Raw genomic sequence first — 26,304 nt, 5'->3', positions numbered from 1 at the left:
TAGGTATGGCATTGCCGACTTGTACGGTTCATCAGTAAACAAGCTCACTAATCAGAACTTTGCCCTTGATACACTTGCCTAAACTTTTGCGCTTGCCACGTTGGTGCGTCTGGCTGTGCATCCATAACGATAAGGGTTGCATAAGCTTTGTAGGTGCCTTGCTTGGACTCATCCACCATCCAAATAACCCAATCGGGTATTGTGTTACTGTTTAAGTCTAAAACGGCTTTCAGTCTAAGTTCAAAGTATTGCTGTGGTGTATTTATGAACAGTTGATTGTTTTTATATTGCACTGCCTGTTGAGCAAGAGTTGATAGCGTATAGTTACTCTCATTGAGCTGAGGTCCAAACGAGGAGGGTATGGAGCGTAAGTCTAGTTTAGTTGCTAAGGGAGTTAAATCTGGCAAGGCAAGTTTATTACTAACCAGTTTATTGCTTTTTTGGATTAACCCATGTACTTCACAAGATAAATACTCAATTTTAGCAAGGTAATTGTCGCTGGTTTCTTTTAAGTGATGTGCTTTTATAAGTGATAAGTAGTCTTCACAGTTGCGAGCAACGTCGCCTGAATCGAAGTAAACAGGATGACGAGGCGCGCCTAAAAATGCACTGTCATTGAGGTTGTCCAGAGTGCTTTGATCTAGGTAGTTATACTGTGCACTCGCGCATGAAGAGATAAACGCACACACAAGTGTTATCTTTTTCATTTTATTTTTTCCAGCAAATCAGCTTCACTATTTCTTCGAGTTGGATACATATCGCCAAAACTTTTTACTTAAAAACCAATGTTTTACATCCGTGGTTTGAATTATATAAAAATAACTGAGTAGCTAATCGGCTATAGGTTATCATGTTATTATAATTGAATGGTTTTTTTCGCTAGTTATTACTTCCAATTAGCTGGCAAATAGGAGCCCTTCAAAATTTAATACAAGAGAGGTTCATAAGGCTCGTCATTAATTGCAGAGCCTAGAATGGCAGGTGGGAGGCATTGACATTTTGATTGGTAAGGTATCGATTCTTTCCCTTGTTGCGGGGGCTTTTTTTAACTCCCCTTCAATAGCTGGTGAAACTTCAACTCTAGAACCTAATAAAGCATGGTGGACTGCGAAAAATTTTTGTGCTGAAACGTCTAATTTCATGGAGGTTCCGGTATCGGAACTAAATCCAGATTGGGAGTATATTACGGTCTTCGATAAGAGCTATTTCGAAGAGACGTTGCCTGAGTATCAATATCTGGATATTCAGAGCTCCTCATTAAAGTTCTCCATTCGAGCGAACTTAGATGACGAGCCTAGTGAAGAGCGTGTTATCGTGGGTGTTTATAAAACGAAATCCGCTCAGCAAGGACGATTTCTGGCAATTTTACGTGACTCTAGCGTAGTAAAAGTCTTTACTTACCAAGGAGATGCTGGATACAGCAGCCTTTTTTATGATGGTGAGGCTGTGAGGTGGTACAAGTGCATGCAGTGTAGTGATTACGACTCTATATTTTGGTTTGGTACAAGCTTTACGTTTAATTAAAGCCCATAAAATTCGAATGTTGCTTTATATATAATAACGGCTGGCTTTTTAGGGTTGCTAGCCGTTATTATAAAAATAAAGGTAATGTAGAATAACTTAGAACTTGAACTCAACTTCAATCACACTCATTTTGCCTTCAACAATGGTGTGCCACTCACCGGTAAAGGTGCCGCCGTAAGAGGCTGCTAAGGTTTCCCCCACTTTTTGCGCTTCATCGTTGCTCCATAGCGGCCCCGCAAGAACGTTTGTTTTGAAGCAGTCTGAGCCAGTGTTTTTCACTTGCAATTCAACTTCCACAACACTCATCTCTCCTTGGACGACAGTGTTCCACTGTCCCGTCCATTTTCCCTGGTGTGCTGCCGCTACTAGGGGCGCTTTATCCTCAGCATCTTTTTGGTCCCAAATTGGACCTGCGGGAATGTTTACTTTAAATGTTGACATAATAATCTCCTTTTAATGACTTTAAATTCGACTGTTTTTTGTGGTTTTGATATCCACGCTATAAAGTTAGTCGCTATGTGAATATTAACTATTACACTCGGTAACAGTTAATTATTATATTTAAAATCAGTTTGTTGCTTATATAGGGTCGCGTTTGGGCTGCTACAGAACGAGGGAAAACTGCTAGCTGATTTCAACTTTTGCTATTCAGCTATGGCAGTGCTTACATAAATTTTACAAACAAAAATGACAATTGTTATCATTTGCGTGTGGTGCTAGAATGCGCGCGTTTTTTGCTGTATCTCATATAGGGAAGAGATAATGAACGTATTTCAGTTTTCACTCGTAGGTGCTGCCGTAGGCGCAGCGCTGCTGTCGTCTGATGCATCTGCCAACACCTCGTCGTCGCAAGAGCTAGACAAGGTTGAGCGCATTAGCGTCTATGGTCGCCATAACGAACTCGTGCTCAACAGTGGCACGGCAACCAAGTCGAATATGGCCTTGATGCAAACCCCCGCACCCATTGTTGTGGTTGATAAAGCCTTGCTGGATCAGCAATCGGCTGACACTTTGCAAGAAGCGGTGCGTAATGTCTCCGGATTAGCACAAGCGGGCAATAACTATGGTGTCGGTGATAATCTTATTATTCGTGGCCTAGGCGTTAACTACACCTATGATGGCATGTATGGTGGCGCTGATTTAGGTAACGCCTTTAACCCAACACGGTCGATGACCAATGTGGACAGTGTTGAGGTGCTTAAAGGCCCGGCTACGGGGTTATATGGTATTGGTGCCGCTGGTGGCGTTATTAACCTAATTGAAAAGAAGCCACAAGACCAAGCCCAGTATGAGGTGGCGGTTAATGTTGGGCAATGGCAAAGCTACGGGGTGATGTTTGATGCAACTGGCGCACTCAGTGAGAACTGGGCTTACCGCGCAGTCGTCAATCACCAATCGAGTGATGGTTACCGCGATTTGGGTAGTGAGCGCAGTGAGTTTTATGGGTCATTGCGCTATCAGGCAAGCGATAACCATCGTTTGTTATTATCAACGGCTTATATTGACGATGAAGTGCAGGTAGACTCCGTAGGCTTTCCAGTGCGTATTGTTAACTGGGATAGCATTGACGGTGACTACCCTTTGAGTGGTGCTGATCTCCCCAATGATGCTGCAAGCGAAGCGCTCCAGCTAAGTGCCGAGCAACGTCAACAACTGGCGCTGAGCATTAACCAAAACGATGGGCTTGAGCCCTTTGATCTCGGTGATGGCAATGTAATTTCGCCGTTAAGTCGCCCTAATGCTGGTACTGAGCAACGTGTGAAGCTGCGGTGGGATTGGTATCTCGGTGCCAATACAGAGCTTACGCAACAACTGCAATTTCGCGATTATGAGTCTGATTTCGTGCGCCAAACCGGAGCTTACAACTATGTGTATTGGCAGCGTCGAGGCACCATTAATCTAGCGCCACGTGCACCGCTAATGGTCGATGGTGAACTCCACCCCTATGCAGCGCGACGCCAAGAATATCGCAAGCAGCATGCGCAAGAACAAATGTTTCAGTACTTTGCCGATCTGCAGCATACGTGGGATTGGGGCTCGGTAGTTGGTGAGCACTTACTGAGTGTGAATGCAGAAAAACGCGATATTAGCCTTAAAAGCTGGTCAATTTACGATGCTGATGGCGCCGCTGCGGATGCCAACGCTGTTGATTATATTCTTGATATCCGTAACCCCAACTGGCCAACAGGGCATTTTGAAGACTACAGCCCAGTGCTGCGCAGTCACTATGATAAAAGTGTTGAAGCAGTGGGGATAAGCGGCCAAGAAGTTCTTTATTTAAGTGATGCACTTACAGCGCGTGTGGGCGTAGCCTATACGCGCATTAAGCAAAGTTATCAGCATCGAGGCACTGCGCGAGTACCCGAAGTCAGCCTAGAAAACGACAGTGATGATGCCGGTATGACCTATAACCTAGGCCTCAACTATCAGCTGTCATCGCAATTTTCGACCTTTGTGAATGTGTCGAAAGGGCGCACGGCCTATAGTATTTTAGGGTCAGTAAGTGAAAACCAAGCGGATAATCGCCCTGATTCGGAATCCGAGTCATTGGATATTGGCGTGCGCTTTACTGCCTTAGAGGAAGACTTACTCGGTTCACTAGTGCTATTTGACACCCGACGCACTAATTTACGCTATGCCAATGAGGCGTTTAACGACAATCCCAATGACCCCGAGTTCAACATCAGTGTGCCACAATATTTTTATGACGATGAGGACTCCACTAAAGGGGTGGAGTTTGATCTGAATATGGCGCTCAGCGAGGTAATGTCCGTCAATGTTAATGGTACTTACCAGGACGCAGTGACCGTGCGTGCAGGCGAGCGCTCTGGACAAATAAAAGGGGTGCCAAGGCGCTTTGCCAGCGCTTGGTTACGCTATGATATGAGCGCCTTTGAGCTTGCACATCCTGTGGCAGTGAATCTCGGAGTGACTTATGTTGATGAGCGCACCATTAATTCCACCGCATTTGGCTTGCCTAAATCCGTGGTCCCGAGCTACGTGCGTTGGGATGCCGCCTTTGCCTACGAGGCGGATAACTACAAAGTCCAATTAAACCTAGATAACCTATTTAATGAGCGTTACTACGAAAAGGCACTTTTCCTAGGCGGCTTGCCCGGAGAGGAAAGGAACCTCGAACTCAGTGTTCATTATCAGTTCTAACTAAGCGCCTTCGGGCGCTTTTTTGTCACTCATGGGTGTTGATAGGGGGTTGTAAGACCTTTAGTTAGTTGTTTTTAAAGTACAGTTCTGTCTATGCTAACGGTTGTTTATTCACCCTGCGGAGTCATCCAATAATTATTATGCGACAGTTTAAATACCCTCTGATATTGGTGTTGAGTGCTTTATGGGCCTCTGGTTTACACGCTGAGCCACAACATTCGGGTGCATCTCTTGTGGAGCCTATACAGGAGATATACCCCACATTGATAGGCGATAAGATATGGGTAGCAGGTGGAATTTCTAGCCAGCTGCCAGTGTCTCAAGGGCAAATGACAGCGAGAGTGCATTACTGGTCTCCTGGAGATTCGCACTGGCAGAGCGCACCAGATTTACCCCAAGGGCGTCATCATACCTATCTACAAGCGGTTGGCGATAAGCTGTTTGCATTGGGTGGCTTTATCAACTCCGAAAGCGGCCAGTGGTTTAATACTGGTGACATTTTAATGTTGTCTCAATCAGCGGCGCAGTGGCAGCATGTAGCCACTTTACCTATCCCATTAAGTGAGACGGTTGCAGCGGTTATCGATGGCAAGATACACCTCGCCGGTGGGCGCACACCACATAGCGATAAAAATGGTCAGTGGCAGCATAGCCATGATACCGCACGCCATTTTGTGTTCGACCCTGACACATTTAGCGTCACTGAAGCAGCGCCGCTACCCAGTGCTCGTAACAGCGCCGCAACCGTGCAGATTGATGGACGATGGCTCATCCTTGGCGGGCGCCAAGTCGGTATGCCGCCGATGACGGATGTGTTGGAGTATCAGAGCGAACAAGATACATGGCGACACTTGCCTTCTATGCCACAGCCAAGGGCAGGGCACGCTGCAACAGTCAATGATCACTATGTATCTGTTTTTGGCGGTGAACACGCCGAGGGAGTCTATACCGATGTGCTGCGCTACAACACTCGTACGCAGCAATGGCATGTGCAAGGACAGTGGCCTTTGGCTCGTCATGGTTTAGGGGCGATTTCCGTTGGCGCACAAACCTGGCTGATTGGAGGGGCTCAGGCGGTCGGTCTGGCAAAAACCAGTGCGCAGGTTAACACCGCCGCTGAGGCCGTGGTAGTAGCGAATGAAGCCACAAGTTCAACGAAATAGTCACAAGCCGATATGATGTTACCGGCTATAAATGCGTATATTTAGTTATAAAGCGTGAGTATTGGGTGCCATATACGACAAGGTTGCTATTGAATTAGACTAACCTGTTTAACAGCGGTATCGGTTTGTAGGCCAAAGTGGCCAAGAGCGTAAGTAAAAGTAGCGGTTTCATGCCAAATTCGACTGCTGTGAATGCCGTACACGTAGCAACTCCCCGTTGCGCAGACGACCTGATCGGCATAGCTTTTAATGGAATACACTCGGTTTGCGAATTGCTGTCCATATAGACCGTCAAGAAACGGGCTACTCACTGATAGGCCGTGATACCCACAGGTACTGTTCCACACATTGTAAGGATAAACACCGCAACTTAATAAACCGCGCAACGCCCCGGCAATACCGACAAATGCATCGACATCAGCACTTAACCCCAGTTTGTAAACTTGCTGCGCGGCTAGGGTGACACCCATCGAATGGCCAATAATGTCTATTTTTCCACTGCACGATTGGTTGATGGCATCAAGAATTGCTTCGCGCACGGGAAGCTCTTCACTGCCGTTGTGATCGTTGCAGCTGGCGCATGTTTTAGAGCCCCAATTTGGGGCAAAGATTTGTGTATCGGTATAACCTTGAGCATATAGTTGCTCACGGGTGTTGTTCCAACTCGAGGGGGATGATGTGTTGCCATGGACCAAGACGACATTATCACGACACTGTGCCCAAGCGAATGGACTTAAACCGACCAATAAAGCGATAGCGACAAAAATATGTTTCATGAGTATAAAACCTATTATTAACATAGAGTTTACACGGTATAAAAATGATACGGCGCTGGGTATAGTTCTTTGGTACAGTCAGCCATTATTTATATTCTCAAGCCGGGCACATTATCATGAATCTAGAGCCGAGCATGGCAAAGCGAGTGCACACGCAACTCAATAACCAACATGCACTAAAAGCCGCCTTGTACACAAGCATGTGGTGTATACCTATTTTACTGCTGTGGTATGGAACGTTTGCTGTGTTGCCTAAGGCATCTCCTTTGATGTTATTTGTCAGCGGTGCTCTGTTAGGCGTTGCTGTGCGTTATCATGGCAAGGGCTTTATGCGGCGTTTTGCCGTGCTCGCTTTGTTGGCGCACATAATAGTCGTAGGCGTTGCTATCAATATCGGCATTGTCCTTTCAGGCACAATTTGGGGAATTATATTGCTGGCATTGTATGTCAGTGGTGCGTGGGCTGCCGCTTTTTTTGCTCGCAGAAGTGTGCCGTTGACAGACAATCGTGCTTTTTACTTGCTTAGTGAACAGCAGCCACACGCTAGTCGCCAACAGCTAAAGAATCGTAGTTATGTTGCGTTTCCTGTGCTACTGCTTGGCGCTTCCTTTTGTTGTGCCGCAACTGCGCTAGCGATTCATGTTGTTCATGGGGCGAGGCTTCAGCAGCAGTGGGCGCAGGACTATCAGCTACAATTAACGCAGCATCGTGAAAAAAGCATAGATGTGACACCACAGGCATTGCAGGGCTTATCTACCGAGCAGGCTTTTTATTACGCTTACAGTTATTACACTGGTCGTGATATGCGCCCTCAAGGGCAAATGCGCGGCGCCTATCCCCACTCACCGTTTAAAGCGCAAACGATCCTGCGTTATTTGCTCCGCTATCGTCAGCAGCCTCGCGCTGCGTTTATCTTGGCTCGCACGAGTGAGGGAGCCAAACGAGGTGAGTATCTCCAACAGGCTGTAAGCTTGGGCGATAACTACGCAAAATTTTACTCAGTGGTTGACTACGGGTGTGGGGGTCATGAAACTCGAGCCAAAGAGCTACTCACAGCGATGGCTTTGCTGACGCAAGAAGGCGCTATTGGCGCTGATATTGATACCGTGTTGCATTATGGGTTCGATGTCATGTGCGCAGACTTTGATAACACCGAATTCCAGTTGCGTTTCATTCGTGATTATCGCCCAGATTCGGATTGATAAAACCAACAGACTTAACTTGTTGAGTTCAGATGCAACATGGCACAGCCATGTTTATCTGTCGGGTAAGAGTTGCTACCCTTTGCGCTTTAAGCGGTAATTGAGAACCTAAAATGATAAACGATAATGACATTATTGATACGCTAGAGAAATTAGAGGCGTTTCTGCGCTCGGTGGAAAGCGGCAAATTAGGCTTAGACAATGCGGCTGGCATTGCCCTGGCGACTAACAATGCCGATGGCCGACCTTTTATTGCGGTACTCGATGACAATCACCAGCTACTACTTGGGCGCTGGGTGACTCAAGAGGTGTACGATAATGGTAAAGATTTAGTGCGTAATGCACCGCAGCAGCGTCATTAAAGGCGCGCTGAGGTCAGAGGCTGCTTAGCTAGGCAGCCTCTCTTCACAGTTATAGCGCTGTTAAGCTTTGCTTTAGCATGGCTTTAATTTGCGCTACGATTTTCGCTTCCGTTTGTGGCTCAAACTGCGCAATGCGAGGGGTGTGAATATGTCCTGTAGGTACATCTGAATTAAGCTCGTTGCGCAAGCGAATACTGCGGTAAGAGATTTCATTCGATAAGTAGCCACCACCACCGCCATTGACCGCGATTGCACCTTCCAGCTCGGCCAACGAACTAGGCTTAAATGTCTTCTCTAGAGTGGTTACTTCATGGTTATCATTGATTTCATAGGGGCCTTGCGCTTTTTGCATGTGCGCGACTGGCAAACTGAATTCAACAAACTCTGCACCGGGAAGAGGGCGGCCATTAAGGCTGGATATTTTCGGTGCGGTTTGCGTGCCACCATAAACTATATTGGCGTTATCGGGAGCGGTCACGCTGCGGCGCTTACCTGGAAAGCGCTCTAAATCAAAGTGCTCTCGGCCCATACTGATAGTGACGACCATATCAACGTTGTTGAGCGCGTAGTAGGGCGCTAGCAATGCTTCAACCAGGCCTTCATCAAAGTCTTTATAGCGCACCGGGATCATCACGGTGTTAATTTCTGCGCGTATACCTCGATGGCTGAGCACCTGCCCATCTAATAACAATGCAGCGACCCCTGAAGGATTACTTTGGTCAATGTGTTCATCAAGCAAAAAAGGGTCAAAGCCGGTGATCAGAATCTTTTTCTCAGTGCCCTGGCTGTACGCTAAGTCGTATTGCCCTCGACTGCCTCGCTCTAGGGTGTTGAGTAAGCTTTGACGCTGCGCATCGCTGAGCGCAAAGTGTGGGTTAGTGGCACGAATAACCTTACTCGACTGTAACCGTGCCCAATACAATGCGCGGTCATCGTAATCTTTTTTCGTAGTGATACGCTGTTTGGCGTTGCGCCACAACTGGTTGGCGTAATCATAAACCACATCCTGAGCACGCTCGAAGCTCTTTAGTTCTTGCCACTGTTGTGCAAACGCGCTTACATCACTGGCAAAGGCGCTGGTTACGTTGGGCATTGCTTCAGCAGCTGCGGGTAGACGCTGCTCTTCTACCGTAAGGTTGGCGGCCAACGCGGTGGCACAAGAAAAGACTAAACTCGAAGCTAGCAATAGTTTGAACATGATTATCCTATGTAGTTACAGCATTAAAACCGCGTATCACTATCCTACGTCTGAGAGCTGAGCGCAAATAATTCAGCTCTATTGGCGATGAGGCTAAGCATACTTGTTTGTAGTACATTGCCAACGAAAGCAATATAGGCGAGATTATTTTCCTATCGGCAACTTTAATAATTGAGCCTAAGGATGGGATTACCTACAATAGCGCCTACGTTTATTTGTAGAGATACGTCATCATGACCGACAACAGCAAACCTGATATTCCCAATATGCTTTCGATTAACCCGCGCAGCCCGCATTACAATGAAGAAGTGCTAAAACACGATATTGGCGTGCGTTTCAATGATAAAGAGCGTAATGATGTAGAAGAGTACTGCATTAATGAAGGCTGGATTAAAGTAGCCCATCCGAAAGCCCGCGACCGTCGCGGTCAGCCTCTATTGATTAAAAGCAAAGGAACGGTTGAGGTCTTCTACCGTTAATCAGTTGGGCAGGCCGTTGTGAGCTTGCCTGAACTTTACACACACCCTTGCTCTCGCGCAGTTTGCAGGCGGCTATTGTTAGCCGCACGCCTGGCAGTTACCCTTTTCGCTTACCGCTGCATTATCAGTGACACTGACAGTGGGCTATCGTTTCTAACTAACTTTCCTTTTTTGCATCCAAAATCAGTGCTTGTCCGTTACCACCTTTGATATTAACTGGTAACAAGGAACAAGCCATGAGGTTTAACACATTACTACTTTCTCTCGGGGCGATTACGGCTCATCCATTGTCGGCTAATGTAGAAACGATCACCGTGTATGGGCACCGCAGTGGCCTTATTGGTGAGTCGATTAGCGCATCAAGTGGCGTGATAGGTCAGGGTGAAATTGATAGCCGAGCCATGTTGCGTAGCGCAGAAATGCTAGAGCTTATACCGGGTATGGCCGTGACACAACACAGCGGCTCGGGTAAAGCGAATCAGTATTTTATTCGTGGTTTTAACTTAGATCACGGCACCGATTTTGCGACCTATATCGATGGCATGCCCATTAATATGCGCAGTCATGGGCACGGTCAAGGCTATACCGATCTCAATTTTATTATTCCTGAAACGATTGCCACCATTACCTATCAAAAGGGCAGTTATCACGCAGAGCAAGGAGATTTCTCCAGCGCCGGCAGTGCCTACTTTCACCTTGCTGATAACCCCACACATCAGCAGTTAACGTTGAGTATTGGTGAGGATAACTATACTCGAGCGGTTGCGATGGCGAGTGTTGCAGCGGGGCAAGGCAAGGTTATTGGCGCTGCACAATGGCAAGGTTATGACGGCCCTTGGCAAGATATCAATGAAGATATCAGCAAGAAAAATGCGTTGCTACGTTATGTAGGCCGCGCTTGGGACGGCGATATGTCTATAACGGCAATGGCCTACGACAATCGCTGGAATGCCGCCGACCAAATACCACGTCGCGCGGTACGCCAAGGAATAATAACAGAGTTAGGTTCTTTAGATAAAACCTTAGGGGGACACTCCAGTCGCTACAGTGTATCGGCCAATTGGCAAGGGCAACGCGTTAGCGCGAGTGCCTATCTTATTGACTATAAATTGGATTTGTTTTCGAATTTTACTTACTTTCTCAACGACCCCATCAATGGCGATCAATTTCAGCAATATGATGAGCGGGTGATCAGCGGTGCATCGCTAGGGTATACCTTTTCACAACAGACGTCCTGGCCCATCGAGCACCGCGTAGGGATCACTCTGCGTAATGATAATGTCGGTGAAGTGGGGCTGTATAATACACGTGCGCGTCAGCGTTTAAGTACTGTGCGTGAAGACAGTATTGATGAGCGTAGTTACAGTGCTTATTGGCATTCGCAGATAACCATTAGCTCAAAGCTCGAAGCTAATCTAGGTCTGCGTTATGACTATCTAGAAGCCAATGTGCAAAGTGATAACCCAAGTAACTCCGGCGATGCCAGCGATGACTTATTCAGCGTGAAGGCGAACATAAACTACCTCTTTACGCCGCAATGGGCCGGCTATTTTAATTTTGCTCAAGGGTTTCATTCCAATGATGCTCGCGGAGCAACGATAAATCTAGACCCTATCACCCTGGAGGCGACAGAGCAGGTTGACCTACTTGTACGCAGCGAAGGAGGTGAAATAGGCGTGCGCTATTTCGATGAGCAGCAGTTTAATTTTTCAACCGCTCTATGGTGGTTAGAGTTAGACTCGGAGCTACTATTTGTTGGCGATGCCGGTAATACTGAGGCCAGTGATGCTTCGCGGCGCTATGGTTTGGAGCTGAGTGCTTATTATTGGCTCAATGAGCGCTTTAGTGTCGATATGGAAGCGTCGTTCACGCGTTCGCGCTTACGTAATGGCACTAAGGATGATCGCGTCGAGGGCGCAGTACCCGTAGTGGCAAGTGCTGGTGTCAATTGGCATATCAATGAGTTGTGGTTGAGCTCGTTACGTTTTCGTCATATTGGCAAGCGCATACTCAGTGCCGATGGCGAGCGACGTTCGCAGCCTCTGAGTGTGGTCAATGGGTTGCTCAGTTATCGTCAAACCCACTGGAAAGTGGATGTCGAGCTACTCAACATGTTTAACAGTCAGGATCATGATATTGACTACTACTACAGTTCTCGCTTGCCGGGTGAGGCAGATGAGGGTATTGCGGATATTCACTTTCATCCCATTGAACCACGGACGTTGAGACTCTCGGTAAGCTGGTTGTTTTAATTGGCGTAAAAATGAGCGCCCAGCTTGGGGCTAGGCGCATTGGCTTTAATCTATGAGTGAAGTGATTGGTTCGGGACCATCAAACAGCTCAAACACTTGGCTCGTTTTACTGTCTTTGCCAGCGATATACACCAGCGCCTCTGCCACGTTCTCGCGAGAGATCACCGCGTCTTGGCGCGACTCTGGGCGCTTGATACGGTATTTTTTGGTCGCTGGTTCATTGAGCAAAGTACCCGGGCGCACGATGGTGTAATCAAGGCCACTGTTTATCAGTTGCTCATCGGCCATGTGTTTGGCTACCAAATAGGGCTTTATGCTGCTTTCAATATTATCAGGTGCGTCGGCACCAATTGAGCTCACCATAATAAAGTGTGCAAGCTTATGATCTTTCGCAAAATCCACGGCCCGCTTTGCAGCCCATAAATCAATGAGTAAGGTTTTATCAGCCCCGGTGCTGGCCCCAGAGCCTGCAGCAAAGATCACTTGTGTGCAATTATCAAAGGCAGCGCTAAAATCATTTTCCAAATCTTGCTCAATAATAGTTAGCCCTTGTTGGGGCAAGTCGCTTAGCTTGCTTTTATCGCGTACTAAGGCCACGACTTCGTGCCCTTGGGCTAACAGTTTCGCGGTCGTCATTTTGCCGATTTGACCACTGGCTCCGATGATCAGGGTTTTCATATCGCGCTCCTTAAAGTTCTGCTATTTTCCCGTGCCGGTGAGGTCATCACCCACGGCTTAAAAAGGTGTACAGTTAAAACCTTGGGGCGGAGCATATGATTTAAACCCCAAATTATAAAATGGTTGGCATCACTGCATTCGGCCTTTCTTGAATATACTCGGCTGCCAACCCCAATGAATTGCGCCAAGGCGCAGCAGCACAGTGACCAACACAGACCCGATAATGCGCCACAGGTAAGCAATATCTAAATGAAATAGCACGGCATAAGTCAGCCCTCCCAACAGACAGGCTGTAGAGTAAAGCTCTTGGCGCATAACGAGAGGGACTTCGGCGCAAATCACATCCCGCAGTAAGCCGCCAAATATGCCTGTGGTCATCCCCATGGTGATGGCCACGATCATATCGGTGCCTTGCAGTAGCGACTTCTCAATGCCGACGATATTGAAAATAGCCATGCCAATGGCGTCAAGTAACAGCATGTAGTAACTCGATACATTGGGAAGGTGGCGGATAAACAACACCGTGATAAAAATAGCGCTGTAGGTGGCATAGAGGTAGTTGGGGTTGTCTATCCAGAATACTGGTTGATTTAGCAACACATCGCGCAGGCTGCCGCCGCCAAGCGCGGTGACTGAAGCAACAACGACGACACCAAAACCGCCGATGTTTTTATCATGGCCTAGCAAAGTACCAGAAATGGCAAAAAATGCGACGCCAATAATGCTTAAAAACTCAAAGTAGTCAGATGTCACCGAAGGCCTCCATTGCAGGTGAAAAAGAGTTCCTGAACAGGCAACGCTAACTAAAGCAAGGTGTATTGATACTGAATGACAAAGTGGGTAGCAGGCCGCAGCAATGTGCGGCCAATGGAATGTTACTTAGTGAGTTTACGAGCGCGAAATTGTCGGCCTTTCATTTTGCCTTCGCTGATCACCTTCAAGGCGGTATTAGCTGCTTTTCGTTCCACTGCGACATAAGCGCTGATCGCCGTGATTTTGATTTTACCTATTTGTGCGCCTTTCACCGCATCCTTTGCCGTCAAGGCACCAAGAATATCACCGGGGCGCAGCTTAGACTTTTTACCACCATCGATTTGAATTGTGACCATAGGCGCACGTTTAAAGGGATTACCAAACACGTTGTCGTTAGGTAAGTCTGTTGGCTCCACTGTGGTATTTAGATAATCTTCTAAAGCGTTGACCTTGTGGGATTCTTTATAGCTCATCAATGAACATGCAACCCCTTTATTGCCAGCCCGACCGGTGCGGCCAATACGATGCACGTGCACCTCAGGGTCGTGCGCAATATGGTAGTTAATGACCATATCAACATGGTCAACATCAATGCCACGAGCGGCGACATCGGTGGCAACTAGCACGCTCATGCTTTGGTTAGCAAAGCGCACTAACGTACGGTCACGGTCTTTTTGTTCCAAATCGCCATGCAGTGCACCACAATCAAAGCCACACTGGCGCAGGCTATCGCAGAGCTCTTGGCATTGTGCCTTAGTATTGCAGAAAATAACCGCTGCACTGGGAGCAAAGTGCAATAACAGCTTTTGCGTTGCTTGCATACGCATGGCATTGTCGTCCACCTCGTAGAAATACTGCTCGATAGTGGCATGATCATGGGTGGACTCAACGGTGATTTTTTCCGGATTGTGCATAACATGTTGAGCGAGCTGTTCTATTTTTGCCGGATAAGTGGCGCTAAATAGTAGGTTCTGTCGCACCGCAGGGCAGTGGTCAACAATGTATTGCAGCGGCTGTTCGAAGCCCATTTCCAGCATGCGATCGGCCTCATCAAGCACAAAGGTATTTACCTCATCTAAACTGAGGCGGCCCTTACGCAAGTGCTCTTCAATGCGCCCTGGGGTACCGACAACAATATGCGCACCATGCTCCAGCGACCCAATTTGTGGTCCCATCGGTGCACCACCACATAAGGTTAACACCTTAATATTATGGATTGCGCGTGCTAACTTGCGGATTTCGACCGCCACTTGGTCGGCCAGCTCACGAGTGGGGCAGACAACCAGAGACTGTACTCGAAAGCGTTGTACATTGAGGTTATGCAGTAACCCCAAAGCGAATGCTGCGGTTTTACCTGAACCGGTTTTGCCCTGACCAATGACATCTTTGCCGGCCAAAATAAGCGGCAAGGTTTGCGCTTGAATATCGGTCATAGAGTGATACCCCAATGATGCGAGGTTATCTAACAACGCAGGGGACAGTGGAGTGGAGGAAAAGGGCAATGCAGTCACGGCAAGGTTCATCTTATTGAGTACAAAACGCCATTATAACACGTTCGTGACGATAATAATGAGGGTCAAGTGCTGCCACTTGACCCACTGAACTTTAAAAAGTGGATTTTTGCATATCAATGACAAAGCGGTAATGCACATCGGCGCGCTCAAGTCGTTCAAACGCCTCATTTATCTGCTCCATGGTGATCATTTCCACTTCCGGCAAAATGTTCATTCGCGCGCAAAAATCGAGCATCTCTTGGGTTTCAGCAATCCCCCCAATGAGCGATGCGGCAATACGACGACGACCCATGACTAAAGGCACCGTGTTCATTTCGGCCATCGGGCCTACTTGCCCGACTAAGGTCAAGGTGCCATCTATTTTTAGTAGCGGCACATAGGGCGTAACATCGTGTTTTACTGGCACCGTATCAACGATAAGATCAAAGGTGCTGGCGGCCTGCTCCATGCTGTGCTCATCATTGGAAAGTAAAAAAGCGTCGGCGCCCAAGGCTTCGGCATCCGCTTTTTTATGTGCAGAGCGACTGACAACTGTTACATGTGCTCCCATAGCAACAGCAAGCTTCACAGCCATATGACCGAGTCCACCCATGCCAATGACAGCGACATGACTGCCTGGGGCAACATTCCATGTTCTCAGGGGCGAATAGGTGGTAATGCCCGCGCAGAGCAAAGGTGCGGTCTTTGCTAAATCGAGCGCCGCTGGCACAGCGAGTACAAATTCCTCGCGCACCACGATGTTCTTTGCATAACCGCCTTTAGTGATCTCTTTAGTATGGGGATCTGGGCTATTATAGGTTTGGGTAAAACCGTGCTCACAAAACTGCTCCTCGCCTGCGTGACATTGGCTGCAATGTTGGCAGCTATCGACCATACAGCCTACCGCCACATGATCACCTTTGTTGTAACCTGTAACTTTGGCACCGACCGCAATGACTCGGCCGACGATCTCATGGCCAGGCACACTAGGGTAAAGCGTCCACCCCCAATCATTTTTTACGGTGTGCAAATCACTGTGACAAACGCCACTGTAGAGGATCTCGATGGCCACATCGTCCTCTCGTAACTGCCGACAATGATATTCATAAGGCACCAATGGTGTGTCATGTGAATGTGCAGCATAGCCTGTGGTTTTCATAAAGCCTCCAAAATAATGATAGGGCAGTGATAGACTGCCCTAGAGTCAGCAAATTATAGGTGGGTGTTGAAAAAGTTGCCGAGCTTAGCAAATGGGATCAACTCAACACGATCATATAAGTCAACATGGCCGGCGCCTTCAACTAGGTAGAGCTCTTTGGGCTCAGCTGCGCGGGCATAGGCATCTTGGCTAAATTCAATGGAATGCGCTTGGTCGCCGGAAATAAAAAGTAGCGGGCGCGGCGAGATCAGTTCCATGTCATTGAACGGATAAAAATTCATAAACTTAGTATTGCTGCTAAGCGTAGGGTGCGTGGTCAGCTCAGGTGAGGAGCCCGCAGGCGTATATTGGCCACGTGGTGTGCGGTAAAAATCGTAAAACTCTTTAGCTATGGGGTGTGAATCGTCATTGATTTCATGAGGAGTGCCGCCGGTGTATCGAGTTTCCCCGCCTGCAAACTCAACATTGCGCTGCGCAGCAGCTTGAGCGATCACTTGTTTACGTTGTGCCAGCGTTTGCGACTGGTTATACAGGTTGCGAGTGAATGCCCCCATGTTATACATACTCACCGTGGCTATGGCTTTCATACGCGGGTCGATTTTCGCAGCACTGATTGCGAAGCCACCGCTGCCGCATATGCCCAGTACGCCGATACGTTTGGCATCGACATGCTCGTTGGCACCTAAGTAATCGACTGCGGCACTAAAATCTTCGGCATACATGTCTGGTAGCACGGCATTGCGCGGATTGCCTTCGCTTTCACCCCAAAATGACAGATCAATGGCCAGTGTGACAAAACCCATTTCCGCAAGCTTTTGTGCATAGAGTACGGCACTTTGTTCTTTCACCGCTCCCATTGGGTGACCCACGATAATTGCTGGTTTGCGCTCATCCGCCTGCATGTTTTCGGGCAGGTATAAATTACCAGTAACCTGCATGTGATATTGATTGTTGAATGTAACTTTTTGCATAGAGATACGCTCGCTTTGATAGAAGTTATTGGCTCCGTGACTCACCTGTGCAGTATGGGCATTATTTGCAGCTAGGGTTGCACTTGCCCATAGGGCCGAGCAGATAAGCACGCTAGTGAATGGATTTATAAATGTGGCTTTCATCAGAACCTCCGGTTGTGCAACACAGTGTTGGTGATCACTAGGGTTACCAAGTGCACACAATGTGTTGCGTTGCTGAGCTCATTATCAGGTAAAGGCTGGTTATTAAATAGACACAAAGCTGTTCGGTTCTTGCCTAAAAGTATGAGTGATAGGAAAAGGGTTACCGCTGACTATCGAATATCGGGTTATTTTGCAGAGCTAATGTAGACGTTCTTCTTCGTTTTCAAGCGCGAGCTACAATCAGGCAATGATGCTGCTGTTTTTGGCATTCTATTAGGCACAAATCATCGCTACTGTAATCACTACTAGGTGTTTTGAGAAACGGGAGAAAACCATGTCAAAAAGTGAAGATATGAGCGTTATCCGGGCGCACCAGAGTGAACCCATAACGGGCCCTGCGGAATGTTTTACCGGCTCGGTAACTATTAGTAGTTTATTTAACGCCCCGGCACCATCACGATTAGGTGCTGCGGTTGTTAATTTTGCTGCTGGCGCACGTACACACTGGCACTCACACCCATTGGGACAAATTTTGGTGGTCACTCAGGGCATCGGTTGGACCCAATGTGAAGGGGGTGAGAAAACGCAGATCGGGCCGGGTGATTTGATTTGGTGTAACTGTGGTCGTCGTCACTGGCATGGTGCAACCAGTAGTGAACCGATGCAGCACATCGCGGTGCAAGAGGCGCTTAATGGTGAGGCTGTGCAATGGTTTGAGGCAGTGAGCGATGAGCATTATTTGGCGCCTGTAGCTAAGGCCAGTGAAGCACCTTAGTTAACCTTTAATTTGCTGGCGCTGCGCAGCGATATCGCGTTTGGGGGAAGTGCCGAACAAACGCGAATATTCGCGAGAGAATTGCGATGGGCTTTCGTAGCCCACCTTGTAAGCCGCACTTGAAGCATCGAATTGCTCGCCGAGCATAAGCCGACGGGCTTCAAGCAAGCGCAAGCGCTTTTGATATTGCAATGGGCTCATGGCGGTGAGTTGGCGAAAATGATGATGGAAGGTGGACTTGCTCATTTGCGCCATGTCGGCCAGCTCATCAACACTTTGGTGTTCTTGGTAGTGTGTTTTCAGCCACTCGATGGCACGTGCTACTCGCAGCCCCTGGCTGCCAGCAGAGACTACTTGGCGTAACCGTGCCCCTTGCTCACTGATCAGCACCCGCCAGAAAATCTCACGCTTGATAAGCGGCGCCAATACCGCCTGTGAATCGGGTTCATCGAGCAGTGCAGCTAAGCGCTGGCACGCACCGAGTAAGGTCGTGGTCATAGTCCCCAGTACCATGCCCTTGTCATGCTCGCTGGGGGGGGCTTTTTGCAGTGGCGCTTGAACGATTAGCTCGCTCATCACCGCCAAATCAAACTTAAGAACAAGGCCTAGATATGGTGCTTGGTCGTTCGCCTCCAACACTTGCATTCTTGCCGGTAAATCCAGTGATGTAATGAGAAAGTGGTAAGGGTCGTAACGAAACTCTTGGTCCCCTAGGGTCATGCTTTTCGCACCTTGCACCACCAGAGCAATGCTTGGTTCAACCACACACAATGAACACGAATCGGCGGGCTCTGTTTGGCGATAAAATGCCAACCCTTCAATCGCTGTTTCTTGCATCGCTTGGCCTTGATTGTGGCGTTCGATCATTGCAGCCAACTCATTGCTGATGGCACTGATACGGTTTTGCTCTGTGTTCATAGTCTTGTCTACGGCGATGGGGTGGGTAACTGTGAGTGTAATGCACAGAATAAAGCTTGCCTAGAAATTGTTCTGTACACTCAGAGTTATAGGCAAGTAAAGCGGAATAATATACTACCGAGATAGGCTGAACTCAGAAAAAATAGATGCAATCGACAGCGCAAATCACAGCTGTTGATTACACCTACTTAATCTGAGGAGATGACCTATGAAAGCGATTATTCCGACGTTGATGTTAATTATTGGCCTGACAATGGCGACTCAGGCCATGGCACAAAGCGCTCCTGAGGCGCAAATCAGCGTACAAGTTAACGGTAGCCAGTTACCTCTGCAGGGGCTTGAGCAATACTTTAGCGGCGCGGTGCGCGTGGAACCCCTATTTCAGCCGCAACCACAGACCCGTGCCGGCGGTGCGAATGTGACGTTCGAGCCCAGCAGTCGCACACATTGGCATAGTCATCCACGAGGGCAAACGTTAATTGTTACCTCGGGTCAGGGTTGGGTACAGCAGTGGCAGGGTCGGCGTTTAGTGATTGAGCCTGGTGATGTCGTCCACATCCCTGCGAATGTGAAACATTGGCATGGTGCGACTGCGCGCACGGCAATGACACATATGGCTATTCAAGAGTCGCACCAAGGCAGTGTCGTGACTTGGATGGAGGCCGTGACCGATAAGCAGTATCAGCCTTAGGTGCGGGGGCTTATGCATATTAGTTTAACTATAGGCGAGACAGCATTGACTGGCACCCTGCTGGATACCCCTGCGGCACGAGATTTCTATGCTCTATTGCCTTTGCAGGTGTTGCTCAGTGATTTTGCTCAAGCGGAGAAAATTGCCAATTTACCGAAGGAGTTGAGCTTATCCGAAGCCGTAGCGGGCTGTGTAGGTGAGCCTGGAGATATCGCTTACTATGCTCCTTGGGGGAACTTGGCGATTTTTTATCGCCACACCGCCTACGCCATAGGGTTGGTGAAGCTAGGCGCGTTAACAGGGGATCTCAGTGCACTATTGGCAGCTGATGGTGATACTGTGTGTATTCGAGCGCAATAAGCAATGCTAGCGAAGCACCAGGCATTTTTTGTCGCCGCGAGTATACAAATTTTGGTGTTTGCTTGCGCCGGCGCGCCAATTTCACTCTTTAATGTATATCGTGCGCAAGATGGCCTTTCGCACAGCGACTTAGGTTGGGTTTCACTAGCCTACTTTATTGCCGCTGCACTGGCTTTATTGGTATTTGGAAGGTTATCAAACCATCTCGGTCGCAAGCCTATGGCCGTGGCAGCGTTACTGTGTGTCTTACTTTCTTGTGTCACTATGATTGCCATGCAAACCTCGCTTGCGCTGCTCATTGCACGAGCCTTACAGGGATTTGCGTGCGGTGTGGCTGCAAGTTCCGTAGGCGCTTATGTCACCGATTTGGGAAGCTATAGACGTAAATCATGGGTGGCACTAATCACCAGTTGTGCGCCCATGATCGGTATCCCTTTGGGAGCTGTGAGCAGTGCCTTACTCGTGAGCTATGCTCCTGCGCCAAAATTACTCATTTACACCTTGATAGCCACTGTGGCGGTGATGCTACTTGGACTACTGCTTCAATGCGAGGAAACAGTGCAGCGTAAAGGCAATGTGTGCTCAGCACTAACGCCTGATTTCTACATGCCAAAAGCAGCATTGAGGCCGTTTGCCACTTTGGCAGCTGTGATGGTGGCTACTTGGTCTATTGGTGGGTTCTACCAAGCGTTTGGGCCGGAAATTGTCGCCACTGCGCTGGGTAGTGACAATGCCTTTATCAGTGCGTTGGCCTTTTCCTCAGTGATGGTGCTCACCCCTTTGGGTGGGGCGCTCGCGGACAGGTTCGTTGCCCAGCGCGCGATTGGGGTGGCGATGTTGATTTTAGTAACGGCCCTTATGGTTATTGCCTGTGCGCTCTATTTCGGTTGGCTCGAAGTCTTTTTGGCTGCGAGCTTGAGTGTGGGGATTGCGCAAGGGGTTGCCAGTAGCGCGGCAATGTCTGTGTTGATGGCAGATATTAGCCGAGAACATCGCGCAGGGATGCTGGCAAGTGTTTACATGGTCTCGTATTTGGGGGCGGTGTTGCCTGCTTTAGTTGCGAGTATCGCTGCTAACTATGTGGGTGTATTTACTTTATTTTGTGGGTACGCAGTGCTTGCCGGTATTACCGCGCTCATCGCTCTACTTAGCTGCACTCTTCATAGCGCTAACAGGGCAGAGCCCAGCAAACCCACTTAATAATGGGTAAGTTTATATAACCTAAGCGTTACTAAGCCTGTGTTACGGCCCGTCGTGCTTGCCAAAATGAGGCGTCAGCAAAGCGTTGATTGCAACCGTAATGCTGTGCATGAAGCGCTATATATTGATTAAAATCGGCAAAAACACGCTGCTCATAAGCCAGTAAAGCCTCTTCACTGCCATATTGGAAACACTCAGCAATGGCTTTACCTGCGAGTTCACCATGTATGAGCGCTTTGGTAATACCGGCAGAGGAGATGGGATCGTAGTTACTTGCGCTATCGCCTACTGCCAGCCAGTTGTTACCAATAACCTTACTAAGAATACCTGAGCTTACGCGCCGCTTTGTTATATGTATCTCATTAGCGCTGTAATTACGTAAGTGGTTAAACCCATACTGAAATAACCCGTTTTCGCAGGCCCGACATAAAAATTCGTAACTGTTATCAAGACCATATTGAGCAACATTATCGCGGTCGGTACATAACATTAGCATCAATTGCTTACCAGGTAAGGCTGCGCCATACCACCATCCATAAGGCTGTGCCTCAACCACAGTACGCTCACTGCATGAAGGCGATTGCTCAACTGAGACAAGCGCACTGAGATAGAGCACTTCATCGAAGGTGTTTTCTGCAACTTCTAAAGTACGGGTCAGGCGGCGCTGCTGAGCGCTCGCATCCACCACAAAGCGGGCATGGTATACTTTCTTGTCACTCCCTAAGTGTACAGACAAGCGAAAGCCAGTGGTACTTGCAGCGACAGCGTTAACTTTTGCACCACGTAATAATGTCACACCCAGTTGGCAGGCATAAGTACTTAGGTCATGTTCAAAAAGCTGTCGATCTAAATGATATCCTTGGCCTGTCAGGGCAAAGAAAAAGTCATTAAAGCCAACTTGTTCATTATGCCATCGGGAAATCGACCCTGGGCAAATGAGGTGCTTAGATAAAAGCTCCTCTGAATGCTCGCCAAGTATTCGCCTAAGCACCTCGTTAGCAGCTGGTGGAATAGTTTCACCAAGCTTTGCTTTGGCACTTGTTGCGGCATCAACGAGTGTAACAGTCAAATGTGGTGCCTGCTTTTTGATTGCGATTGCAGTGGCAATCCCAGCAGGCCCAGCACCAATGATCAAGACATCGTCAGTCATAGTTAATCCTTAGCCGGTCCCAAAAGAACCGGCTATCAAGCGTTATTTACCAGTTGGCTCTGGGATCACTGAAGTTGGCCAAGGCTGTACCAACTGCCCGTTCGACTGATACAAGCTCTCTACTTCAACGAACTTGTCGCTACCATAGTTATCACCTTTAGGAGCACTTACTTGGTGACCTTGAATAATAAATCCGGTTTTATGCCAATTAGCCAAGTAATCGAGGTACTGACGGTACCGGCCTACATTTTGCGGGTAATCTGAGTAGGTTAAGTTATCCTCACCATCAGCATCACCGCGAATACTAAAGAGTTGTCCGCCAAGGTTCCAAGTGCCTTGTTGTTCGTTAAATGTACACAAATTGGCTGGGTGCACTTGAACCGGACGCTGGGCAGGCCAAGACCAATACAAGGTGTTACTTGCAGGGGGCACGGGATCAGGTTCATGCACGGCACAACTGTTGTAATCGGTATGCCAAGGTTGTGCCATAAACTTACTTAAATCTCCGGGGGTTACTTTGGCACTGTTATTGGGTATATAGCCAAAACTTAGGAACGGCTGTGCTTTACTCGCATGGCTATAATCCAATGGCTGCTCGTTTATCCTAAATGGTCCTTGTGTGGCGGGAATCGTGGCTACACCATTGCTATTGTCTACTTTATAAAGGTGTGTATCACGCACAATGAAGGTCAGCTCAATGCCTGGCGAATAGCGTCCTCCCAAGCAGTTTTCTAGAACTACTTTATCAAGCTTTTCACCCTCACCTAGGTTGGGTGCTTGTTCTTCACTGTGACCTTCGTACCACTGTTTCATAAGGAAGTACTGGGTGGTAGATAAAGATAAAAAGCTCTTCGTTGCATCGCCCAGCGACAATGGCATTTTCGTGCGTTCGCTATCATCAGCAGGCAAGTTAGGGTTGCGTATCAAGCCATCGAAGTCTTTGATGAACTCTTTAGGGTTGTCGGAAGGTTTAATTTTAGCGATAAAGTTGTGCCCTTGTATTCCCTTATTCGGTAGATTGGTATTCCAGCGTTGTAAATACGCACCATGCAATATAGGTAAAACATCGCCATTAAACGAGGCTTTGTAGTTGCTGTTATACTGGCCTTCGCTATAGAGGTCAGGAATAAGGTTGAGATGCTCCACCCAGGTATTAAAAATATCATCCCACGTTGAGACAATGTTTCGCGTTTGCGGAGCATAGGCGGGATCGGTCGATACAAACCAACCGGCGACAACTTGAGCTGTTGAGCCATCATCGAACACAATCGTTGCATGCACTGGGCCATCGGCAACGTCATCGAACCACCCATCATTATCAATAGCGCCATTGAGCTCAACCTTTCGCTTTTGCGCTTCACTCATATGCGTACCTGCGCCATAGTTACCTTTTTTAAAAGCAAAAGCATTACCGTACCCCCCAGTAACGACTAAACGCCCAGTATTAGACTCGACTCGCAGCTCACCTAGGGTGGTAATGTCACCGGAACTGGGATTGAGATTGTCAAAATGATCGCTTGGGAAACTAGTGGGGTAGTTTGGCTGTTGCTGAATTTGCCCCTGTTGATCAATATAAGAGGCAGTAGTGTGAGCATCAAAATGCACCACCGTATTGCTATCACTGGCACGAATGCAACGAGGGCCAGGGTCTATGACTAATTGTAATAGGCGCTCTGGCATGTTTGGGTCAAGACCATAAGTGGGGTTACGCAACGGCGGAGTTTGTCCATGAGTGTAGCTATTTATGCCCTCTTCATTGCCTTCACTATCGGCAATTGTAAAGTTATTGTTCTTTTTATTGGCTACATGCACTTGCCAAATAATATCGCTGACGGTCTTGCCATTGATGGTATCGCCAAGAGTTATTTCCCGACCTTTGTCATTACTTGGGTAGCTACTTTGTGGTTCATCGTACGCGTAGATACGAAAGCGTGCGGCTTGACGTTTTACCCGTTGTTGCTGGTCGCGAAAGTCATCGGCAGTGATAGGGGTCGCTTCGCTTCCCCATTTAATAGGTAAACCACCAAATAGTCCCGATGATTTGTCCAATAGCTCACCGGCGGCTGTCTCCGGAGCGATATAAAACTCTTCACTGTTGCCAACGCGAGCAAAGTTGATGGTTGGGTGAACGCGAAAAATTGTATTAGTACTCATGTTATTTCTCTCCCTTTTTGGCTAGGTTTTCCTTCACGTACTGCTTCATTTCCTGATCCCAGAAATACATATTCATAAAGGCATGGCTGATATTGAGGTTGGTGGGCTTTAATGGCGACAGTTTATGTGAACCATTCGGGGGAAAGCGTTGTGAACTATTATGACAGCGGAAGCAATTATCCATAGTGCTTTGTGTTTGCGTAAAGGTCTCTATGGTTGCGTTTGATAAATGTAAACCGCCAATAAGTAATTGCTGTCCCTTGTCATCGACGTTAGTAGCCAGTGTTTGTCCGGGTTTAAGAGCATTTGCCTGGGCAAACCAAATAGCCGAGACCTCAAAATAATTTTTTAACCATTGGCGATCTTGCGGCAGGGCAAAGTCCTTGGAAGCCAGTAAATCATCGACACTGTGGTTCAGTTGTTGTACTACTCGAATATTAGTTGGCGCTTTGAAGGTGGCTTGGGTGGCGTCATTACCCCAGGCATAACGGCGACAAACTTGGGTACTAGGGCTAAGTGTTTGGCTTTTTTCGTCAAGTGTGAGCCGGCCCGAAACACTGTAGTTTAAATTACACTCTTTGTACTTAGTATTGGCACTGTAAAACGTCCAGTCCCGCTCTGAGACAATCTGATTGGGGTCGATGTTTTGTACTACTGGGCAGGGATCGTCATAACTGTTCTGTGGCTTAGAGCACACATTGGGAGCGTTGTCTTTATGCTCGAAAGTGGCCCAGATCATCTCCGGGTGCCCTTTGACCACGCCTGCAATATGAAACCCTACCAGAGCCAAGTACTCGTTGCTTTGTTGCGTTATATCCACCACTATTTGACCACCCTTATTTACCAACTTATAAACCGGTTGGCGGGTAACAAAATACTGGCCACTGTTGGCGGTGGTCGCATCAACGATTTTCCAAGAAGCTTTAAACTCAGCAACATTAATATCGAAGCTCAGAGATGGATCAATCTTCTGTACACTTTTATAGTTAGTCAGATCATGCTCGCTGACAAAATCGACAAATTCAGGGTTTAAGTATTGAGAGTAGTAAACAGGTTTGCCTTGTCTGTCGACGAGTAATCCCTCAGTGCCTGCTTGCAGATACTCATCAAGTGCTTTGGCATCGCTCGACTTTGCCATTCTTGGCAGTAAACTTTCACGGTTTTCTACACCCAGTAAATCATAAGGAGTCTCAAACCCTAGGAAGCGTGGTTGTCCTGAATTATGTGGATCTTCTTGCATTAGCCACATAAACATCTGCCATGACCAGGCGTGGAACTCGCAGTTTGAAGACGAGTTAAAGTCATTGCCATCAGGCATAGTGATACTTTTAAAGCTTTGCCAACTCTGCGGCGCTTGGCAGTGTTGGTCATTAAAGTCGTCGGAACTGGCGGCAACAGAGTTGGGACTGCTAAATGTCAGCAGCGAGCTACTTAGCAGCGCAAGTGCGGCAGGTGTTTTCATCAATAATCTCCTTGCTACAAAGAATCCTTTTAAAGCAGGCCTGTTTTACCTTAGGCATCCAATAATGGTGTTGGCCATAAAAGAACAGTGGGTGTAAAAGAACACGATAGATGGTCTCCCCATAATAGGTTCAACATCTAAATTTAATGTAGTTAGTTAACATTTAAATAACAATTACAGCACATAACATTTGTACCTTAATTTGTTTTAACTTGGTTGTAGTCTGTGTTTGTATAGGCTCATCAACTAAGCTAAAGCTGAGCGATTAAAATAACCGG

General features: G+C 47.8%; 24 protein-coding genes. 11 read left to right on the top strand and 13 right to left on the bottom strand.

Going from position 1 to position 26,304, the window contains the following annotated elements; translation table 11 throughout:
• Nucleotides 1-47: 47 nt before the first annotated feature.
• On the bottom strand, nt 48-707 hold the full coding sequence (locus PRUTH_RS08605) for a hypothetical protein (protein ID WP_151173069.1): 660 nt from the start codon (nt 705-707) through the stop codon (nt 48-50).
• A gap of 292 nt (nt 708-999) precedes the next feature.
• Here PRUTH_RS08605 and PRUTH_RS08600 point away from each other — a divergent pair, with 292 nt between their 5' ends.
• On the top strand, nt 1,000-1,524 hold the full coding sequence (locus PRUTH_RS08600) for a hypothetical protein (protein ID WP_151173068.1): 525 nt from the start codon (nt 1,000-1,002) through the stop codon (nt 1,522-1,524).
• 96 nt (nt 1,525-1,620) lie between these two features.
• Here the strand turns inward: PRUTH_RS08600 and PRUTH_RS08595 are convergent, their stop codons facing one another.
• Entirely contained in the window at nt 1,621-1,965 is a 345-nt protein-coding gene (locus PRUTH_RS08595) for a mannan-binding lectin (RefSeq protein ID WP_022946214.1), read from the bottom strand.
• Nucleotides 1,966-2,286: 321 nt separating this feature from the next.
• On the opposite strand from PRUTH_RS08595, the gene PRUTH_RS08590 reads away from it, so the two are divergent.
• Together PRUTH_RS08590 and PRUTH_RS08585 are read left to right on the top strand one after the other, a co-directional pair.
• Nucleotides 2,287-4,686: a TonB-dependent receptor gene (locus tag PRUTH_RS08590; protein WP_151173067.1), complete on the top strand. Its 2,400-nt coding sequence runs from the start codon at nt 2,287-2,289 to the stop codon at nt 4,684-4,686.
• Nucleotides 4,687-4,919: 233 nt separating this feature from the next.
• Nucleotides 4,920-5,849 carry a Kelch repeat-containing protein gene (locus PRUTH_RS08585; RefSeq protein ID WP_170268922.1) on the top strand — a complete coding sequence of 310 codons (930 nt, stop codon included), beginning with the start codon at nt 4,920-4,922 and terminating at the stop codon, nt 5,847-5,849.
• 86 nt (nt 5,850-5,935) lie between these two features.
• On the opposite strand, the gene PRUTH_RS08580 is transcribed toward PRUTH_RS08585, so the two are convergent.
• Nucleotides 5,936-6,625 (bottom strand): alpha/beta fold hydrolase, encoded by a 690-nt coding sequence (locus PRUTH_RS08580; protein WP_151173065.1) that lies wholly within the window; start codon nt 6,623-6,625, stop codon nt 5,936-5,938.
• Between the two features lie 116 nt (nt 6,626-6,741).
• Between PRUTH_RS08580 and PRUTH_RS08575 the strand changes: the two genes are divergently transcribed.
• Entirely contained in the window at nt 6,742-7,827 is a 1,086-nt protein-coding gene (locus PRUTH_RS08575) for a hypothetical protein (RefSeq protein ID WP_151173064.1), read from the top strand.
• A gap of 113 nt (nt 7,828-7,940) precedes the next feature.
• Nucleotides 7,941-8,189, top strand: coding sequence for a hypothetical protein (locus PRUTH_RS08570; RefSeq protein ID WP_151173063.1), 249 nt, complete (start codon nt 7,941-7,943; stop codon nt 8,187-8,189).
• 49 nt (nt 8,190-8,238) lie between these two features.
• Here the strand turns inward: PRUTH_RS08570 and PRUTH_RS08565 are convergent, their stop codons facing one another.
• Nucleotides 8,239-9,387 (bottom strand): pyroglutamyl-peptidase I, encoded by a 1,149-nt coding sequence (locus tag PRUTH_RS08565; RefSeq protein WP_151173062.1) that lies wholly within the window; start codon nt 9,385-9,387, stop codon nt 8,239-8,241.
• 233 nt (nt 9,388-9,620) lie between these two features.
• On the opposite strand from PRUTH_RS08565, the gene PRUTH_RS08560 reads away from it, so the two are divergent.
• Together PRUTH_RS08560 and PRUTH_RS08555 are read left to right on the top strand one after the other, a co-directional pair.
• Nucleotides 9,621-9,866, top strand: coding sequence for a DUF3297 family protein (locus PRUTH_RS08560; RefSeq protein ID WP_151173061.1), 246 nt, complete (start codon nt 9,621-9,623; stop codon nt 9,864-9,866).
• A gap of 236 nt (nt 9,867-10,102) precedes the next feature.
• Nucleotides 10,103-12,118: a TonB-dependent receptor gene (locus PRUTH_RS08555; RefSeq protein ID WP_151173060.1), complete on the top strand. Its 2,016-nt coding sequence runs from the start codon at nt 10,103-10,105 to the stop codon at nt 12,116-12,118.
• Nucleotides 12,119-12,163: 45 nt separating this feature from the next.
• Here the strand turns inward: PRUTH_RS08555 and PRUTH_RS08550 are convergent, their stop codons facing one another.
• The 5 genes from PRUTH_RS08550 to PRUTH_RS08530 all read right to left on the bottom strand — a co-directional run bounded on the left by PRUTH_RS08550 (nt 12,164) and on the right by PRUTH_RS08530 (nt 17,316).
• Nucleotides 12,164-12,796, bottom strand: coding sequence for an SDR family oxidoreductase (locus tag PRUTH_RS08550; protein ID WP_053910240.1), 633 nt, complete (start codon nt 12,794-12,796; stop codon nt 12,164-12,166).
• Between the two features lie 129 nt (nt 12,797-12,925).
• The gene (locus PRUTH_RS08545) at nt 12,926-13,549 is read right to left on the bottom strand and encodes a trimeric intracellular cation channel family protein (RefSeq protein WP_151173059.1); all 624 of its coding nucleotides are present in this window, start codon (nt 13,547-13,549) and stop codon (nt 12,926-12,928) included.
• 122 nt (nt 13,550-13,671) lie between these two features.
• Nucleotides 13,672-15,072, bottom strand: coding sequence for an ATP-dependent RNA helicase DbpA (gene dbpA / locus PRUTH_RS08540; RefSeq protein WP_218939674.1), 1,401 nt, complete (start codon nt 15,070-15,072; stop codon nt 13,672-13,674).
• A gap of 82 nt (nt 15,073-15,154) precedes the next feature.
• The gene (locus PRUTH_RS08535; RefSeq protein ID WP_151173057.1) at nt 15,155-16,201 is read right to left on the bottom strand and encodes an NAD(P)-dependent alcohol dehydrogenase; all 1,047 of its coding nucleotides are present in this window, start codon (nt 16,199-16,201) and stop codon (nt 15,155-15,157) included.
• A gap of 53 nt (nt 16,202-16,254) precedes the next feature.
• Nucleotides 16,255-17,316 carry an alpha/beta hydrolase gene (locus PRUTH_RS08530; protein WP_151173056.1) on the bottom strand — a complete coding sequence of 354 codons (1,062 nt, stop codon included), beginning with the start codon at nt 17,314-17,316 and terminating at the stop codon, nt 16,255-16,257.
• 334 nt (nt 17,317-17,650) lie between these two features.
• On the opposite strand from PRUTH_RS08530, the gene PRUTH_RS08525 reads away from it, so the two are divergent.
• On the top strand, nt 17,651-18,091 hold the full coding sequence (locus PRUTH_RS08525; protein WP_218939672.1) for a (R)-mandelonitrile lyase: 441 nt from the start codon (nt 17,651-17,653) through the stop codon (nt 18,089-18,091).
• On the opposite strand, the gene PRUTH_RS08520 is transcribed toward PRUTH_RS08525, so the two are convergent.
• Nucleotides 18,092-19,009, bottom strand: a complete 918-nt coding sequence (locus PRUTH_RS08520) for an AraC family transcriptional regulator (protein WP_151173055.1) — start codon at nt 19,007-19,009, stop codon at nt 18,092-18,094.
• Nucleotides 19,010-19,217: 208 nt separating this feature from the next.
• Here PRUTH_RS08520 and PRUTH_RS08515 point away from each other — a divergent pair, with 208 nt between their 5' ends.
• From PRUTH_RS08515 to PRUTH_RS08505, 3 genes are read left to right on the top strand one after another with little or no spacing between them, the layout of a single operon-like run.
• Nucleotides 19,218-19,700, top strand: a complete 483-nt coding sequence (locus PRUTH_RS08515) for a (R)-mandelonitrile lyase (protein ID WP_151173054.1) — start codon at nt 19,218-19,220, stop codon at nt 19,698-19,700.
• A gap of 12 nt (nt 19,701-19,712) precedes the next feature.
• Nucleotides 19,713-20,060 (top strand): cyclophilin-like fold protein, encoded by a 348-nt coding sequence (locus PRUTH_RS08510; RefSeq protein ID WP_151173053.1) that lies wholly within the window; start codon nt 19,713-19,715, stop codon nt 20,058-20,060.
• A gap of 3 nt (nt 20,061-20,063) precedes the next feature.
• A complete protein-coding gene (locus PRUTH_RS08505; RefSeq protein WP_151173052.1) occupies nt 20,064-21,260 on the top strand; it encodes an MFS transporter in 1,197 nt (398 codons plus the stop codon).
• Nucleotides 21,261-21,291: 31 nt separating this feature from the next.
• Here PRUTH_RS08505 and PRUTH_RS08500 read toward each other — a convergent pair whose 3' ends face one another.
• From PRUTH_RS08500 to PRUTH_RS08490, 3 genes are read right to left on the bottom strand one after another with little or no spacing between them, the layout of a single operon-like run.
• Nucleotides 21,292-22,410: an NAD(P)/FAD-dependent oxidoreductase gene (locus PRUTH_RS08500; RefSeq protein ID WP_151173051.1), complete on the bottom strand. Its 1,119-nt coding sequence runs from the start codon at nt 22,408-22,410 to the stop codon at nt 21,292-21,294.
• Nucleotides 22,411-22,452: 42 nt separating this feature from the next.
• Nucleotides 22,453-24,564 (bottom strand): LodA/GoxA family CTQ-dependent oxidase, encoded by a 2,112-nt coding sequence (locus PRUTH_RS08495; RefSeq protein WP_151173050.1) that lies wholly within the window; start codon nt 24,562-24,564, stop codon nt 22,453-22,455.
• Between the two features lies 1 nt (nt 24,565).
• Nucleotides 24,566-26,026, bottom strand: a complete 1,461-nt coding sequence (locus PRUTH_RS08490) for a hypothetical protein (protein ID WP_151173049.1) — start codon at nt 26,024-26,026, stop codon at nt 24,566-24,568.
• Nucleotides 26,027-26,304 lie beyond the last annotated feature (278 nt).

The organism is Pseudoalteromonas ruthenica, from assembly GCF_008808095.1.
In the GTDB taxonomy this organism is placed as follows: domain Bacteria; phylum Pseudomonadota; class Gammaproteobacteria; order Enterobacterales; family Alteromonadaceae; genus Pseudoalteromonas; species Pseudoalteromonas ruthenica.
Note: the sequence above shows the minus strand (reverse complement) of the source record. Positions and strands in the feature narration are given on the sequence as shown.